Here is a 15,570-nt window from a genome sequence, read left to right as displayed (position 1 = left end):
TACATTGTCTTGCTATGCGGGCTGACTGCATAGGCGTGGCTGCTTAGTTAAACTGGGGTTTTAAACCTGTAACAAGGAGACGCATGATGCCCAGTACGCTTAATACCACTACGCTTAATATTAGCCAGGTCATGACGCGTGATGTCACGATTGTGACCCTTAATGACAGCTTGCAAACTGCCGCGCAAATGATGCGGGAATGTGATGTCGGCTTATTACCGGTGGGCGAGCAAACGAAATTGGTCGGGATGTTGTCAGATCGCGATATCGCCATCCGTGCCGTGGCAGAGGGATTGTCCCCCACGGAGCCAGTGGAAAAAATTATGAGTGCAGAGATCGCTTATATTTTTGAGGATGACTCGGTCGAAGAAGCCGCACGCTACATGAGCGAGTTACAAGTAAGGCGTTTGCCTGTGGTGAATCACGAACACCAACTCGTAGGCATTGTGTCGCTAGGCGATGTCTCTTTGAGCCAGCGGCAAGCGGCAGGCGAGGCATTGAATGGCATCTCCCAGCCTAACATACCTGATTGAGCAGAAAAGCATGAGGGGTGTAGCAAAAACACTGATTCAAACGCTGTGTTGGTGACGGTGGAGTGAGTGTCTTGCTTCCCCTCATACGTAATGCTCGATGCATCTGATGCCATGTTTTTTAGGGGATTACTGCGGTTGATCCAAACGGATGGCGATAGCAAAAGCGTAAGGTACAAGGCCATTGCTTTGGTAAACGCGCTAGAAAGTACAGGAGAACAAGATGATCAGTGCCTTGTTGGTTGTGCTTTGTACACTTGCCATGGCGCAGGTGGGGCGGGCAGGTTTTTATCGGGCTGGCTGGGGAATGGATGCCCGGCTGGCGTTCACTTTATTGCTGTTCCTCCTCATTGCGCTGGCGTTTGCTAATGGCTTTCTGGATGCCTGAAAACGGACCGCACTTTAGGCGCACATGTTTTGCTACGGTTCCCAGCAAGAAGGCATATTTCATAGATCCAGTACCGTTTAAATCAAGTATGATGCCCCAAGCAAGTTAAGATTAGCCGTGCAGAGATTAATTGCTACAAACCAACATCTAACTAATTGGGGGATTTATGAGTCGTTTATTTGGAGACATTCATCGCCAGGTGCAAGACGCGCAAGGGACACGCAAACTGGCGGACCGTGTTGAAGAAATTGTCTGTAAAACAGAAATTGATGAAGATGCCAAAGGCTTTATTGAGTCGCTGGATATGTTTTTTCTTTCCACGGTAGATCACAATGGTAGACCTACGGTGTCTTACAAAGGGGGCTTTCCGGGATTTGTCCGCGTCGTCGATAACCAGACATTGATGTTCCCGATTTACAATGGCAATGGCATGCAACTTTCCGTCGGTAATATGATGGGTCAAGGCGAGGTTGGCTTGCTGTTTATTTCTTTTGAGCGCCCGCATCGCATCCGATTGCAAGGCGTGAGTGAAGTCTCGACTGATCCGGCGTTGCTGGCGCATTACAAGGAGGCGGAATTTGTCGTTAAGGTGAAGTTGTCAGAGCTTTGGCAAAATTGCCCACGGTATATTCACCGCTACCAGCGGGACAGCGCGTCGCGTTATGTGCCTTCTGCACAATGTGAAACGCCACTCGCCGAGTGGAAGCGGATGGAGTTGATGCAGGATGTGATTTCTGCAGAGGATGCACAAAAGGCACAGCAGGCAGGCTTCATTCAACCAGAAGACTGGATGGCCAAGATCAAGGCCGGTGCGCCGGATGTTTGAGAGCGATTAAAAAACGATCGGTTTTATGCTGAAAAAAGCGCAACACAGGTTGCGCTTTTTTATTGATGTTTGCGCAAGATAACGCTTGGCAGCTTTAGCCTCTTTCAGGTATTTTGCATGCTAGGTGGTGGAGAGTGTAATATTTTCTGAAACTAAACATTCATGCGAAACAAAATTGTCACCAATGCTTGTAAGATGCAGGTGAGATAGCGATTTCAATGAGGGGATGCAGCACGCCGTGAACAGCCAGATTGCATACAGGGTTGCCAGAAAGACGATGCTGCGCGTCATGCTGTTTGCATGGATGCTGTCCGCTGTCATGCTCTATCCCTGCCTGGCTCAAGCAGAGCCTGTATCAGAAATTACCATCGTCAGTGATGATAACTATCCGCCGTATTTATTCAAGGATGCGGACGGCAACACGGTGGGCATTGTTGCGGATACCTGGAAGTTGTGGGAGCAAAAAACCGGGGTCAAGGTGACTTTGCTGGCCATCGTCTGGGAACAGGCGCTAAAGCAATTACAGAGCGGGCATGCCGATGTCATCGAAATGATCTATCAGGATCCTGAGCGAGAAAAGCGGTTCAGTTTCAGTGCACCCTATGCCACCTTGCCCGTCGGCATTTATGCGCATAAAAGCATAGGCGGGCTTGCCACAGCCAGCCATTTAAGTGGTTTCACGGTGGGGGTGCAAAAAGGCGATGGCTGTATTTTTCATCTCAAACAAGCAGGGGTTCAATCATTCAGGCTATATAACAATTACGAGGAAATGATCGCGGCCACCCGTAAGGGCGAGATCAAAATCCTGTGTATGGATGATTATCCTGCCACTTATTACCTCTATCGCGCCCATCTGGACCACACAATATTGCGCGCTTTTACGCTTTATCAGGGCGAATTCCACCGGGCAGTGCTAAAAGGCAACGAGCAAACACTCAGTTTGATTGCAAAGGGCATGGCGATGATCACGCCTGCTGAAATGACGGCCATTGAGGCAAAATGGAAGGGCCGCTCTTTGCAGCAAGAGCTCTATGACGGCCAAGCCTTGTGGGTGTTGGCGGTGGCTTTGATTATTGCTGTGAGTTTGGTGTTGCTGGTGTTCATGCTCAGGCTTGCTGTGAAACGGAAAACCGCTGAAATAGAAAGTAAACGTGGGGAGCTTGAGTTGGAGCGGTTACGGCTGACTGACATTATTGATGCCACCCGCGCCGGGACCTGGGAATGGGATATACAAACAGGTGTTTGCCAGGTGAATCACCGTTGGGCAGACATGCTGGGTTATACGCTTGAAGCGGTGGCCCCGCTCAATACAGACAAGATCAGATCATTAACGCATCCTGATGACTGGCAAACTGCGCTTGCGGTAGTGGAACGCCATCTCAAGGGTGAAATTGATTTTTATGAGTGCGATATCCGGATGCGGCATCACGACGGGCACTGGGTATGGGTGACCGATAGGGGGCGGCTGATTTCGCGTACCAGCAGTGGTGAGCCATGGATCATGCGGGGTACCCATATTGATATCACTGACAAGAAAGAAGCGGATGCGGTGATTTGGCAACAGGCCAATTACGACAGCCTGACGCAACTGCCCAACCGGCATTATTTCAATCGTCACCTGGGTGAGGCGATTGCTGAGGCCGCTAACCATCAGCAAAAACTCAGCCTGTTGTTACTGGATCTGGACCGTTTTAAAGAGGTCAATGATACGCTGGGTCACCGGAGTGGCGACGAATTGCTGATAGAGATCGGTCAACGCATCCGCCAGTGCCTGTCTGACCAAATGCTGGTGGCCCGTTTAGGCGGTGATGAATTTGCCATTATTTTGCCAGAGCCCGTCTGCGCGGATGTTCAAGCCTTTGGCCAGCAGGTGCTGCAGGAAATCTCTAAAGCGATGATTCTGGGAGGCGAACGCGTCTATGTCACTGTCAGTATTGGCATCAGTCAATATCCAGAAGATGCGGTTAATGCTGAGGAAATGATACAGCATGCAGACCAAGCCATGTATGAGGCGAAAAATCGCGGCCGTAACAACCTGCGTTTTTTCTCACTGGCGATTAAAGAAGCCCTCTCGCAGCGCGTCAGTTTGGCGCGTGATTTGCGCGTGGCGCTTGAAAATGGTGAGTTGCGCGATTATTACCAACCCATCGTCGATCTCACCACAGGCAAAATTGCAAAAGCAGAAGCGTTGATGCGCTGGCAGCATCCGCAGCGTGGCTTGATCAGTCCCAGCCTGTTTATTCCGGTGGCTGAAGAGACCGGGGATATTATTGCCATGGGCGACTGGATATTCCGCCAGGCGGCGCGTTATGCAGCACAATGGCATGGCATGGTGGGAGAAAATTTTGCCATTAGCGTCAATAAGTCACCGGTACAGTTCGTCGATGAAAAACGTATGATTAATGACTGGGTGCAAGTTTTGCAGGAAACGCAATTGGCCGGCAAACATCTGGTGGTTGAGATCACCGAAGGCCTGTTGCTGAATCCAGACCCGATTGTCGAGCAGCGATTGCTCCAGTATCGGGATATGGGTATACAAGTTGCCATTGATGATTTTGGCACAGGCTATTCTTCGCTTTCGTACCTGAGCAGATTTGATATTGATTATTTGAAAATCGACCAGTCTTTTACGCGTAACCTGAATGCGGGCAATGAAAGTTATGTCTTATGTGAAGCCATTATCGTCATGGCGCACAAGTTAGGCCTGAAGGTCATTGCCGAAGGTGTGGAAACAGCCCTGCAACGGGATTTGCTGGTGGATATCCACTGTGATTTTGCCCAGGGATTTTTCTACTCACCACCCGTACCTGCGGAAGCGTTTGAGCACATGCTATTGCAGCAGTCGCGTGATGAAGCGGCGCTGATTCAGTGATTAGGGTTGTTCAATGCAAAAAGGCCCAAGCATGGCTTGAGCCTTTCAGAAGCAAACAGGCGCGTTAGAAGCGGAAGCGCACGCCAGCACCAACGGCCTTCACGTCCTGATACCAGGTTGAGCGCGGGTACTTATCACCTGAAAAGTGGTTGTTGGTGTATGCCATGTAGGTATCCACACGCTTGTTGATCTTGTAGTCAATGACTGACGTCCAAGTGTCGATTTTACCTTCCGAATTGGTAGAAACGGTGGGGCCATCAATCGCATCAAAGCGCGTCGCATAGTAGCCGACCGACGCTGTCAGGCCTGCCAGGGCTGGAATGCGCTGTGAAAAATCGTAGCTGGCACCAATGTAGTACACATTGTTATCTTGTTTATAGCCTGGTTGTAATGCAGAGGTGGCGATGCCACCAAATACCGTCTGGTCAAACAGTTTGCTGTATTTGATGGTCCGGTCTGATGAAGGCTTCAAACGGTACCATTCCCAGCCGCCAGTGAATTTGATTTCCTTGTTCGGCATCCATTTGAAAGCGAGCAAAGTGGCTTCGGTGTTATACAATGAAGCCGTAATGGTGTCATTGGCTGCTGGATTGCCTGCCGCCGCAGAGCCCGCCTTGACCGCATCATTAAAGCCGTTAAAGGCGAATTGCAGGCCAAATACGCTGTTTTCAAACCCCAGTTGGCCGGTGTAACCATAGCCCTCAGAAGTGCCCGCAGTATTGCCAAATTGGTACATGCCGGCGTAGTTGACCTTACCCAGCCATTCGACATCAAAAGTATTGCCGTACTTGATGGTGTTTTTCATCCGGGAGTTTTCAGAGATACCGCCACCGCCGCCAACAGTGCCGCTCTCACCCAGAGGCGAGAAAGTATCCGCCTTGCTGTTCGGGTCATACGGGTTGGTAATCTCAAAAAACGGGTTGTATTGGGTACCATAAGAAACACGGCCCAGTTTGCCGCCATCAATGCCTACCCAGGCTTGGCGCGCAAAAAACTCACCGTTCATTGACGAGTCAGCGCTGACGCTGGAGTTGGCGTTGGTGCCGGAGTTATCTGCCAAGGTCTGTGCCGCATTGTGTAACTTCATGTCTAGTGGGTTAAAGCCAGCCTCAAACTGGTACATGAATTTAAAATCACGGTCCCACATTTGTAGCTTGCCGACTTCACCTTTGATCCCCAGGCGGGAGGCTTGCAAACCACCATTGACCCACTCAGTTCTTGAGGTCGTTCTCGGTGTGATTTTTGCACCATTGTAAGGATAGAAGTTGTTCGGTAATTCGTAGTTTTCTGGCAAAGAGTGATTAATGCTGGTGCGTGCAATATCGATGATGCCATACAGTTGTACATTCGATGGGTGATCGCCCACGTTGAAGTCCAGGCGCAATGGATTATCATCGTTCATAAAACGGGTCATGAACGAGCTGCTGCCTTGATCATTGGTAGTCGTCGTTGCTGCTGGGGTTTGTGCCTGGGCGCTGAATGCCTGGCTGATTGCAAGGGGAACAAATGCCAGTTTAAAAAGGTGTCTGATGGTCATCTTAATCTCAATGTTGTATGCAGTATTGCGGGTTGTCACAAGACAATGCATTCTCGGGTTGGCAAATGACGATTAGATGACATACGGCTTACGCGAAACTTACGCCTGTCATAATTCACTCGTCACAAATGAGGGGGAGATGACTGGTTAGGCGCTGCATCGCAGCGCCTTTAAGCCTTAAAACTGGTGATTAAACTGCAGGCTGAGAATATCGGCACTGCCGTTGTATTTGCCGGCTACCAATCCTCTGTTCAGTGCCCGCTGGTCGTCGTAGATGCTGGCTTCCTGGATAAACAGGTGCGCATAGCCAATATCCAGTTTGGTTTGCTGGCTGTATTGCCAGCTGGCGCCAAAAGAAAGCCAGATGCGGTCATTACCAGGAATGCGTGGGGTTCTATGTTGCTTGTCTATGGCCTCTTCATCGTAAGCAAAGCCGGTCCTGAGTTTGAGGCTGTCAGAGTATAGATAATTAAGCCCGACCGAGTAACGTAAGGTATTGTTCCAGCGTTCCTGAGTGGTGCCAATAGCAGTGTTCGAACCATTGTCCCGCATGATGCTTAAGGCTTGAAAGCGGCTCCAGTGCGTCCAGGTGATATCTGCTAATAGCTCCCAGTGTGGGTCCAGCTTGCTAAAGCTACTCAGCGACAACGTCTCTGGCAAAGTGAGGTCTGCAGTAATGTCAGTATTCAATGTGCCGGCTGGATTCGCATTGGCCAACGTAAAAGGCGATCGCGCTTGACCTTTCAAATGCTGGTCGACTTTTGAACGGTAAGCCAAGCCTAGACGGGTATCGGGAGTGACTTGATAAATTGCACCGAGATTGTAACCAAAGCCCCAGTCTTGTCCTTTGCTCTTGATGGATGATTCGCTGAGCGCCAATGAGGGCGGATTTACGGCGCTGGTGAGCTCTGCCTGCGCCCACATCGCCGACACGCCCAGGCCTACGGACCACTGCTCATTGAGTTTCCATGCGAGTGAGGGGTTGATATTCACGGTTTTAAGTTCTGACTTAATGGCTTGAAAGCGGCCTATCCAGTTCTTGTCGTATTCGGTTTTAAGTCCAAATGGGCTGCCAATGCCCACCCCGATTTTGAGCTGATCATTGATATCCTGTTTGTAATAGAGATTGGGTATAGCGGCAAAACTGCCTAGATTACCACCTTCACCCCCAGCTTGGCGGCCCGAAGGTGCGATGCTGCCTTCGTTATCAAAATCGCCTCTGACATTAATCAGGTTGAGTGCACCCACCGCCTGGCGACCTTGCAAATAAGTCATGCCGGCTGGATTGAAAAAAATAGTACTGGCATCCTCTGCCACGGCGGCAGCGCCAGCAAAAGCGTTACCCAGGCCGCTACCACTTTGTTCAGACAGGGCGAAGCCTGCGGCAACACTGGCCCCATGCATGCTCATCAGCATTAGTCCCAGCCCGAGGCTGGCCGATGGTAAACGTGACATGTAATCCCCTAAACGACTTTTTGTTTTTAATGGTTGGCAATCGCCATCATACGCCGTGATTGTGACGGCGTTAATTATTTTCACTGGTTATCTGCGCTGGCGATTTTGCGGAATACGGCTGGAATACTCTCCGGAAAATCTGCCATAAACGTGGTGGTCTGGCTGGCGGACAAAGCGGCACTGAACAAGTAGCCTTGTACATGGTGGCAGAGTTTGTATTGCAGGTATTCAAACTGGATAGCACTTTCCACGCCTTCTGCCACCACTTTTAAATTCAGGCTGACCGCGAGCGCAACCAGGGCGTCGACAATCGCGATATCCACTTTGTCATGCGGAATGCCAGCGGTAAATTGCTTGTCAATTTTTAGAATATCGACCGGCAACTGTTTCAAGTAATTCATCGATGAGTGACCAATGCCAAAATCATCAATCGCAATGCCTATGCCCAACTGTTTCAGCGAATACAAAATTTGTTTGGCGGCATCAATATTGCGCATGACCATGGATTCTGTGATCTCCAGGTTCAGGGTGCGTGGGGAAATGTGGTAAAAATCCAGCGCATGGCGGATGGTATCTGACAGACTATCATCATCAATCTGCCGCGAAGAAATGTTCACGTTCATGAACAGGTCCTGGTCGAACATTTCTTGCCACATGGCCAGTTGTTTGAGGGATTGGTGAATGACCCAGGCGCCGATGCTGACAATCAGTCCCGAGCCTTCTGCCAGATGAATAAACTGGTCAGGACTTAGCAGGCCTTTGGTCGGGTGGCGCCATCTGAGCAAGGCTTCAAAGCCTATGGTTTTCAAGAGTTGTGTATGGATAATGGGTTGGTAGTACAACTCCAGCTCCTGGTTCTGCAAAGCAAAGTGCAGGGCCTCACGCAGGTTGCGTAGCTCGGAGGTGTTGGCTTCATCCATTTCACTGTAAAAGCGATAAGTGTTGCGGCCGGCGTCTTTGGCTTGATAGAGCGCCACATCTGCATTCTTCATCACTTCAGTTTTAGAGTCGAAGCCGGCCCGCAATTGGGCGATACCGATGCTGACGCCTATGTGAATCTCGTGGTCATCGACAATAAACTGGGCTGAAATGGTCTGGATGATGCGCTTGCAGACTTGCTCTATCGTCTGCCTGCCGGGGGCATCCAGCAGAATGGCAAATTCGTCTCCGCCCAATCGGAAAATCGCATCTTTTTGCGACAAGTTGCCACGCAGGCGGTGCGCCACTTGGAGTAAGAGTTTATCGCCCGTGTTGTGACCAAAGGTGTCGTTGACGATTTTAAAGCGGTCCAGATCCAGCAAGAGCAGGTAGACATTGGATTGGCTGGTCGGAGGCGCGGTGATTTTGCGGGTAATCGCTTCTTCAAAGGCATGTCGGTTAAGTAATTGCGTGTTTTTGTCGTAGTGGGCCAAAAATTGCAATTTTTCTTCAATAATCTTACGGTGTTCCAGCTCGGTTTGTAACTGCGCGTCGCGCTGGCGGATGCTTTCCAGCATATTGTTAATGTCATGACCCAGCATGCCAATTTCATCCTGGCTACGGATTGTTATCCGCTGGTCGTAATGGTGATTGCGCGTGATGTTACTGACAAAGCTTTGCAAAGCGTGAATCGGATTGACGATGTTGCGGTTGAGCCGCCAAATAATCAGGCAGCCCACTAATGCCGCTGCCAAGACGGCAAGGGCGTTAGACCATGCGAACCCAATCAGTACATCGACAATTTGCGCTTGCTTGATTGTCGCTTGTAAGGTGCCCACGGTTTTTTCATTGACCACAATCGGGGTCGACACTTCCATATCTCTAAAAAAAGGATACAGCCATTGCCAGACGGCAGTGGATTGCGGGTGTTGCGGATTAAGTTGCTGAATGGCTTGATGGTGCTGGTTAAAAATCGTGATGCTGCGGATATTTTGATTCTCCGTCAAAGGCTCCAGGGTTTTAGTCAACGAGTTGACCTCCCCAAACATCACTGCGGGACCAATCGAAGTCGCCACCACCTGGGTTTGCACCAGGATGTCACGGATCATATGTGTGCGCAGATTGTGGTAGTGGCTGCCAAATGCAAACACGATAAACACCAGAAACATGCTCAAGGTCATCACCAGTTCGGTGAGTAGGAGCTTGTGGGCAATCTTGAGATGAGGCAGCAGTTTAAACATACACAATCACTGAATAAGGTTATTCGCCAGTTTGATTAAGCGGGAATCAAAAACAATGCCAGCCTGTTTGGCTGAACCCAAATGGAGTACGAACTGGTAGCGTTTTTCTTGTTCGCTGATTTCTACATGGCCAAATTCGGCAAACTTGTTGCCCTGATGGACAACAGTGAGCACAGACTCTTTTTGGATGATTTGCTGCAATTCTAACGGCTTTTGTGAGATGACATCTTGAATATATAGCAAATTGCAGCGTTTCACATCGGCTTGTGTTTTTAGCGTCACTAAAAATATCTGCGATTGTTGTAATTTTTGCGACTCTAGCGAGGTTGCCTTGAGGTGGCCAATGTCTTCCTCAAATGCGCATACGGTATAAATCTCCTGCCGGGGACGGTTAGGCGTCTGGCTTAACAGGGCCAGGTTATACAGTAGCTCGCTTTTTGAAGTGCGTGCCTCATCCAGACTGGCATGTGCCTGTGGTATCAGCCAGGGACAGCAGAGCATAAGCGGAAGCAAGATCAGGCAGGTATAAGAGGGGCGTGCGGAAATCATCTTGATCTGACTCCAAAAGTGTGGCGGATCTGATCGAACGGCGGCCATTGAAACTGCGCACTTCCCGGCACGGGGCCGGTTAAGGGTCAGCCGTTTGATGCAACGTCTATCATACCTTGGGACTTATCATCCACAATCAGCAAAATTGATAAATTCTGTATCGGTTTGATAAGGTGACGTCGGCCTGCGCGGACGCCGCGCTAGTAATGATTGCTGGACATGCCGCTGGACGTCGCAGGTTTCAAGTCAAAGGCAATGCAGATGCGCTCAGCCTCTGCGTGAAAGGGAATCGTTCGGTGAAACAGGGAGGAAGGGAAAAGCACGATATCACCTACGGCAGGCTTGATGAAACGCGTGGGAAACTGGTCATGCAATTGCGGGTATTGGTCGCCATGTGTGCCATATTCAAATGCGCCTTCCCGTGCGTCCTCCGTGTCTGGCATGGCCAGGTAAACGGCACCACTGATCCAGCCAATCTCATGGATATGCGCATCCAGATGGCCGCCTTTTTGCATCTTGACGTACCATGAGCTGGTGAATTCCAGCGCCGTTGGAAAATGCGTAATCAAGGCGCAGTCCGCCTGCTTGAATTGTTCCTGGTATAAGCGGAATTCACGTTTGACGATCTCACCCAGTGCCCTGAACGAAGACTCGGGGCGCTTGAACAAATTGCCAGCAGATTGTTTGCCATTTGTGAGACGGGCTTGCTTGCGCTCAGCAATTTCTGCCTGGGCAATATCCTGTAACAGTTCGGCAAGCAAGGGGCTGCCTGCGGCCAGCTCAGGCAGGCTGCGATGATAGACAAACGAGAGGCCATCCGGGCAAAACTGGTAAGGGTCAGCTTCGCCATGATTAATACTGTAGTGGGTAGAGAGGGTGGCGATAAAAGGGGCGGTATGGGGCCCTTGCGAGATGAGTGCGTCCCGGTGCTGTTTAAATGCGTCAAACTTTTCAGCGCGATATAAGCAATACAAGACTCTTGCTTGCCAATCCTCCAGTTGTGATGCCTCAAAGTAAGGGATCGCTTCTTCGAAACCCTTGGCCAGATAAAGAAACTCGCCCATGTTGTAATTGGCCGCAGGGTGTTGTGGATTGCGCTGCAAGGCTTGCTGATAACAGTCTACGGCATGCGTCATCTCCCCCTGATCCCGCCAGGTTTCGCCCAAATTGTTATAGGCATCTGTGTAGTTGGGAAAAAGGGCAATGGCTCGCTCATAGCTTTGCACGGCGGCTTGGAGCTCGCCTTTGTCGCGCAGTGCCGTGCCCAAATTAAAGTGGCCACGTGCATCTTGTGGCTGGATGCGCAAACCGCGCTGATAACTGGCAACCGCTTCGTCCAGCCGACCTTGTTTTTGCAGGATGGTCCCCAGGTTGCCGTGGGCCTCGAAAAATTGCGGATTCAAGGCGATGGCTTTGCCATAGGCCTGCTCTGCAGCAACCAGATCATTGAGGTGGGTTTTGACGATCGCATAGTTAAACCACAGCTCAGGCGCTTTGGGGTTCAGGTTGAGCGCGTTCTGGTAAGCCTCTGCTGCTTGCGGATAAGCTTGCTGTTGATCCAAGGCCAGTGCCAGCAAGTGATGCAGAATAAACTCACGCGGATGCTGGCTGATCAATGGACGTGCGCGCGCAATCACGCGTTCAAACTGGCCATGGTTCAATTGCTGTATCAACGCGTTAATTTCTTGTGTCAGTGAAGTCGCCATCATGAAAAATTCCAATATAGTTACAATTTTGTAACAGATATTACAATTCCGCAATGATTGCCTGTGTTGATGTGCCGCAAACACCGTCTATTTGGGTGGATTTTGGCTATAAGGGGTTGCTGGGGTGTTAATGGAGTTGGGTTTGGTGGGCGCGCTGATGCAGCAGCCGCACGGCAATCTCCGGGGCTTGTTGTAGCAGGCTTTGCATGCATTCGCTGTCTATTCTGATCACCGAGGCATGTTTAGAGGCGACGACGACGCTAGCGGTGGCGGGGTGTTGTGAAAACAAGGCGATTTCACCAAAGAAGTCACCGTACTGCAAAATGCGTAATGTGTGTTCTTGTCCCGCAGATTGCTGGGTTAGATGCAAGGTGCCTTCTACCACCATATAGTAATAGGGATTCAAAGCACCTTGGCGGATCAGGTAGTCGCCCTGACTGCAGGACACTCCATAGGTTTGCATGAGTGCCTGCAAGTAATGTTGCTGGTTGGGCAGGTCATCAAACAGCCCTTTCAGTAATAAGACTTCTTTTTGTTTTAGCGTCACCATTAATTCTAGCCCCGCCAAAAAGACGGCAAAATTCATATAAAGCCAGCTGATAGAGACAAACATGGCTTTCATGCTGCCAAACACCGCCCCAAAATTTTTATTCACACTCAAAAATAGGCCAAAAGCCGGACGCATTAACATCCACAAGCTGGCAGTTAACAAGGCAGAGATGAACAGGTGTCGCCAGCGGACGTTGATTGGACAAAAGCTATGATAGAAACCGGCGATGAGGAGGGTGGTGAGCAAAAGTGAAGCAAGCATACCCGCTCCGGTAATGATTGCTGTTGGCAGGTGCTGTGCTAAAAATACAATGACAGACTCCAGGACAAACCCGGCTGCCGTAAACAGAAAAAATACTAGTAGTACACCCAGCACCGCCATGATGTCACGCAATTTTTTATGCCAGAACGATGGGACATCCTGGCTACTGGCGATCAAGTAAAAGCTTGAGCGCATATGGGCCGCCAAAGGTGTAATGGTCCATAACAATATAAAGAAACCGACTGCACCCCAGGCTGCTTCTGTTTGTGTGTTGTGATAGACCTCTACCATGATGCGCTGACTGAATTCCGGTAACAGGTTGCTGGTCAGAATAGCCAGTTTGACAATCGCATAATCAGACGAGTAGACCAGATGGCTGAGTAAAAAGAAAATCAGCACGATGAGCGGAATGAGGGCGAACAAAGCGTAAAACGAGAGTGCCGCCGCCAGCGCCATCAGGCGGTGGCGAATCACGCCATGCCAGGTCGTTTGCAGAACAAATAAAGGCGTGCAATAAAGATAAGCAGAGAACTGATGTATCAATCCTTGCCAATGTTGCTGCAACGTTGTCCAGAATGCGGATGGCCTCATGACTTCTGTCCGTTGAGTCTCAGCTTGATAGCTGCTTGTATTGCTCGGTTGCATTCAATAAAGCAAGGCAGGTTCCCGGCTCCATCGCAGAGTGACCAGCATCTGGCACCATCACAAAATTGGCATGGGGCATAACTTGGCTCAAGGCCCAGGCCGTTTGCGGCGGGCACACCATGTCATAACGGCCCTGAACAATGGTTGTTGGAATCTTCCTCAGTTTTTCGCCCGCATCAATCAGCATCTGCTCGCCATCGACAAAACATAAATGACGGATGTAATGAATTTGTACCCTGGCGCGTGCGAGTTCAATCTCGCCATCCGGTGCGCTGCTGTCCATCTTGGGGAGTAGGCTCATGATACTGGACTCAAATGCATTCCAATGAATGGCTGCCGGAATGCTGATGGCTGGGTCAGGATGGAAAACCTGGGTGGCATAATACTCAAGCACCTGGCTGCGGTTTTGTAACGGCACAGGGGCCAGCAATGTTTGCCATGCTTCTGGGAAAAATAATGCCACCTGCCCCAGAAACCAGTTAATTTCATGCGGCCGGCTTAGAAAAATGCCACGTAAAGTCAGGCTGATCACAGTTTCGGGGTGTTGATTGGCGTAAGCGAGTGCCAAGGTGCTCCCCCATGAGCCGCCGAACACATGCCAGCGCGGAATATTCAGCTTGGTGCGAATCTGTTCAATGTCCGCGATCAAATGTTGCGTGGTGTTGTCTTTAGTTTCCCCTGCTGGCGTGCTGCGTCCACAGCCACGCTGATCAAACAGAATGATGTGGTAATGCGCCGGATCGAAAAAGCGCCTTTGTGCCGGATTACAGCCACTGCCTGGACCACCATGTAAAAAAATCACAGGAATGCCATCTGGATTACCGCACTGTTCAATATAAACAGAATGTAACGGAGTCACGGCAAGATGCCACTGTTTGAATGGCTGGCATTCTGGAAAGAGGGCGAGGTTTTTCATAAGAGAGCTTTGTTTAACTATTTGATTTTAGATGTAAAAAAATAATGTTTGTGTGTGGGCAAAATAACCCAAAAAATAATTTGAAAAAATTGTAACCAATTTGTAACTAAAGTGTTGCAATTGAAAACAAATTGTTCTATATTGCAATCCTCACATGTAGCAAGTGATTATTTCCAAGTTTATTTCAGGATATTTTCCCTTGTCTCTGGTGTGTAAAGTATGCATGTTTAAAGCTCATTCCTAGTGTCAGCGATTAAGATGCGTACTTAATATTAAACCCTTAGTACTAACTTTGGAGATCAATATGCAAGTTAATAAAATCAAACTAGCCTTGGGTCTGGTTGCTGCTTTGCCAATGGTTGCATTTGCTGCTGCTGACCAAGAAGCTGCGATTAAAGATCCTAACAACTGGGCCCACCCACGTGGTAACCACTCAAACAACGGTTACAGCGCCTTGGCACAAATCAACAAGGGCAACGTTAAAAACCTGAAAGCTGCCTGGACATTTGCAACCGGTGTAAACCGTGGTCACGAAGGTTCACCAGTGGTTGTGGGCAACATGATGTATGTTCATACAGCATTCCCAAACAACGTATACGCCCTTGACCTGAACGACAACCAAAAAATCGTTTGGTCTTATTTCCCAAAACAAGACCCAAGCGTACAAGCAGTACTGTGCTGTGACAACGTTTCTCGTGGTCTGGGCTACGGCGACGGTAAAATCTATCTGCAACAAAACGACGGTATGCTGGTTGCTTTGGATGCAAAAACCGGTGCTAAAGTTTGGGACGTTAAAAACACTGATCCAAAAGTTGGCGCAACTAACACCAACGCTCCACACGTGATCAAAGACAAAGTCCTGACAGGTTGCTCTGGTGCTGAGTTCGGCGTACGTTGCTTTATCGCTGCATACAACTTGAAAGATGGTTCTCTGGCTTGGAAAGCTTACTCAACAGGTCCAGACAGCGAAATCTTGCACGACGCTAACACCAACAAAGATAACCCACAATACAACGCTCTGTCAGTATACGAAGACGTAAACGGTGGTAACAAACAAGGTGGTTCTTTCAAAAAGATCCCTAACGATCAACTGAAAGTTGGCGAAAAAGAATTGGGTACACGTACCTGGTTGAAACCACAAGCTGTGAAAGACGGCTGGCAACATGGTGGTGGTTC

The 15,570-nt window shown here is 49.6% G+C and carries 12 protein-coding genes; 5 read left to right on the top strand and 7 right to left on the bottom strand.

The genetic code is table 11. From position 1 onward, the window contains the following. The first annotated feature begins 83 nt into the window (after positions 1 to 83). The 4 genes from ACIDF8_RS12225 to ACIDF8_RS12210 all read left to right on the top strand — a co-directional run bounded on the left by ACIDF8_RS12225 (position 84) and on the right by ACIDF8_RS12210 (position 4,616). Positions 84 to 533, top strand: coding sequence for a CBS domain-containing protein (locus ACIDF8_RS12225; RefSeq protein ID WP_412010895.1), 450 nt, complete (start codon positions 84 to 86; stop codon positions 531 to 533). 220 nt (positions 534 to 753) lie between these two features. Beyond that, positions 754 to 918, top strand: coding sequence for a DUF3309 domain-containing protein (locus tag ACIDF8_RS12220; protein WP_412010894.1), 165 nt, complete (start codon positions 754 to 756; stop codon positions 916 to 918). A gap of 166 nt (positions 919 to 1,084) precedes the next feature. After that, a complete protein-coding gene (locus ACIDF8_RS12215) occupies positions 1,085 to 1,744 on the top strand; it encodes a pyridoxamine 5'-phosphate oxidase family protein (protein ID WP_412010893.1) in 660 nt (219 codons plus the stop codon). Positions 1,745 to 1,970: 226 nt separating this feature from the next. After that, positions 1,971 to 4,616: an EAL domain-containing protein gene (locus ACIDF8_RS12210; protein WP_412010892.1), complete on the top strand. Its 2,646-nt coding sequence runs from the start codon at positions 1,971 to 1,973 to the stop codon at positions 4,614 to 4,616. Positions 4,617 to 4,680: 64 nt separating this feature from the next. Here the strand turns inward: ACIDF8_RS12210 and ACIDF8_RS12205 are convergent, their stop codons facing one another. The 7 genes from ACIDF8_RS12205 to pip form a co-directional block, all read right to left on the bottom strand. Next, positions 4,681 to 6,153: a porin gene (locus ACIDF8_RS12205; protein ID WP_412010891.1), complete on the bottom strand. Its 1,473-nt coding sequence runs from the start codon at positions 6,151 to 6,153 to the stop codon at positions 4,681 to 4,683. Positions 6,154 to 6,330: 177 nt separating this feature from the next. After that, positions 6,331 to 7,608 carry an OmpP1/FadL family transporter gene (locus ACIDF8_RS12200; RefSeq protein ID WP_412010890.1) on the bottom strand — a complete coding sequence of 426 codons (1,278 nt, stop codon included), beginning with the start codon at positions 7,606 to 7,608 and terminating at the stop codon, positions 6,331 to 6,333. Between the two features lie 80 nt (positions 7,609 to 7,688). After that, positions 7,689 to 9,767 (bottom strand): EAL domain-containing protein, encoded by a 2,079-nt coding sequence (locus tag ACIDF8_RS12195; protein ID WP_412010889.1) that lies wholly within the window; start codon positions 9,765 to 9,767, stop codon positions 7,689 to 7,691. A 6-nt stretch (positions 9,768 to 9,773) separates the two neighbouring features. Beyond that, positions 9,774 to 10,316 carry a YfiR family protein gene (locus ACIDF8_RS12190; RefSeq protein ID WP_412010888.1) on the bottom strand — a complete coding sequence of 181 codons (543 nt, stop codon included), beginning with the start codon at positions 10,314 to 10,316 and terminating at the stop codon, positions 9,774 to 9,776. Positions 10,317 to 10,516: 200 nt separating this feature from the next. Further along, positions 10,517 to 12,022: a tetratricopeptide repeat protein gene (locus ACIDF8_RS12185; RefSeq protein WP_412011043.1), complete on the bottom strand. Its 1,506-nt coding sequence runs from the start codon at positions 12,020 to 12,022 to the stop codon at positions 10,517 to 10,519. 127 nt (positions 12,023 to 12,149) lie between these two features. After that, complete coding sequence (locus ACIDF8_RS12180; RefSeq protein ID WP_412010887.1) at positions 12,150 to 13,424, bottom strand: YhjD/YihY/BrkB family envelope integrity protein; 1,275 nt, start codon at positions 13,422 to 13,424, stop codon at positions 12,150 to 12,152. Between the two features lie 19 nt (positions 13,425 to 13,443). After that, entirely contained in the window at positions 13,444 to 14,394 is a 951-nt protein-coding gene (pip, locus tag ACIDF8_RS12175; RefSeq protein ID WP_412010886.1) for a prolyl aminopeptidase, read from the bottom strand. 304 nt (positions 14,395 to 14,698) lie between these two features. On the opposite strand from pip, the gene ACIDF8_RS12170 reads away from it, so the two are divergent. After that, positions 14,699 to 15,570, top strand: an 872-nt coding sequence (locus ACIDF8_RS12170) for a PQQ-binding-like beta-propeller repeat protein (protein ID WP_412010885.1), incomplete at its 3' end; no start/stop codon positions are given.

The organism is Methylophilus sp. 3sh_L, assembly GCF_046766015.1.
Taxonomy (GTDB): domain Bacteria; phylum Pseudomonadota; class Gammaproteobacteria; order Burkholderiales; family Methylophilaceae; genus Methylophilus.
This window is presented reverse-complemented; position numbering and strand designations above follow the sequence as displayed.

Bases quoted from the DNA above. Each gene is read 5' to 3' on its own strand.
- ACIDF8_RS12225 (WP_412010895.1), top strand. From the start codon at position 84: ATGATGCCCAGTACGCTTAATACCACTACGCTTAATATTAGCCAGGTC.
- ACIDF8_RS12220 (WP_412010894.1), top strand. From the start codon at position 754: ATGATCAGTGCCTTGTTGGTTGTGCTTTGTACACTTGCCATGGCGCAG.
- ACIDF8_RS12215 (WP_412010893.1), top strand. From the start codon at position 1,085: ATGAGTCGTTTATTTGGAGACATTCATCGCCAGGTGCAAGACGCGCAA.
- ACIDF8_RS12210 (WP_412010892.1), top strand. From the start codon at position 1,971: ATGCAGCACGCCGTGAACAGCCAGATTGCATACAGGGTTGCCAGAAAG.
- ACIDF8_RS12205 (WP_412010891.1), bottom strand. From the start codon at position 6,153: ATGACCATCAGACACCTTTTTAAACTGGCATTTGTTCCCCTTGCAATC.
- ACIDF8_RS12200 (WP_412010890.1), bottom strand. From the start codon at position 7,608: ATGTCACGTTTACCATCGGCCAGCCTCGGGCTGGGACTAATGCTGATG.
- ACIDF8_RS12195 (WP_412010889.1), bottom strand. From the start codon at position 9,767: ATGTTTAAACTGCTGCCTCATCTCAAGATTGCCCACAAGCTCCTACTC.
- ACIDF8_RS12190 (WP_412010888.1), bottom strand. From the start codon at position 10,316: ATGATTTCCGCACGCCCCTCTTATACCTGCCTGATCTTGCTTCCGCTT.
- ACIDF8_RS12185 (WP_412011043.1), bottom strand. From the start codon at position 12,022: ATGGCGACTTCACTGACACAAGAAATTAACGCGTTGATACAGCAATTG.
- ACIDF8_RS12180 (WP_412010887.1), bottom strand. From the start codon at position 13,424: ATGAGGCCATCCGCATTCTGGACAACGTTGCAGCAACATTGGCAAGGA.
- pip (WP_412010886.1), bottom strand. From the start codon at position 14,394: ATGAAAAACCTCGCCCTCTTTCCAGAATGCCAGCCATTCAAACAGTGG.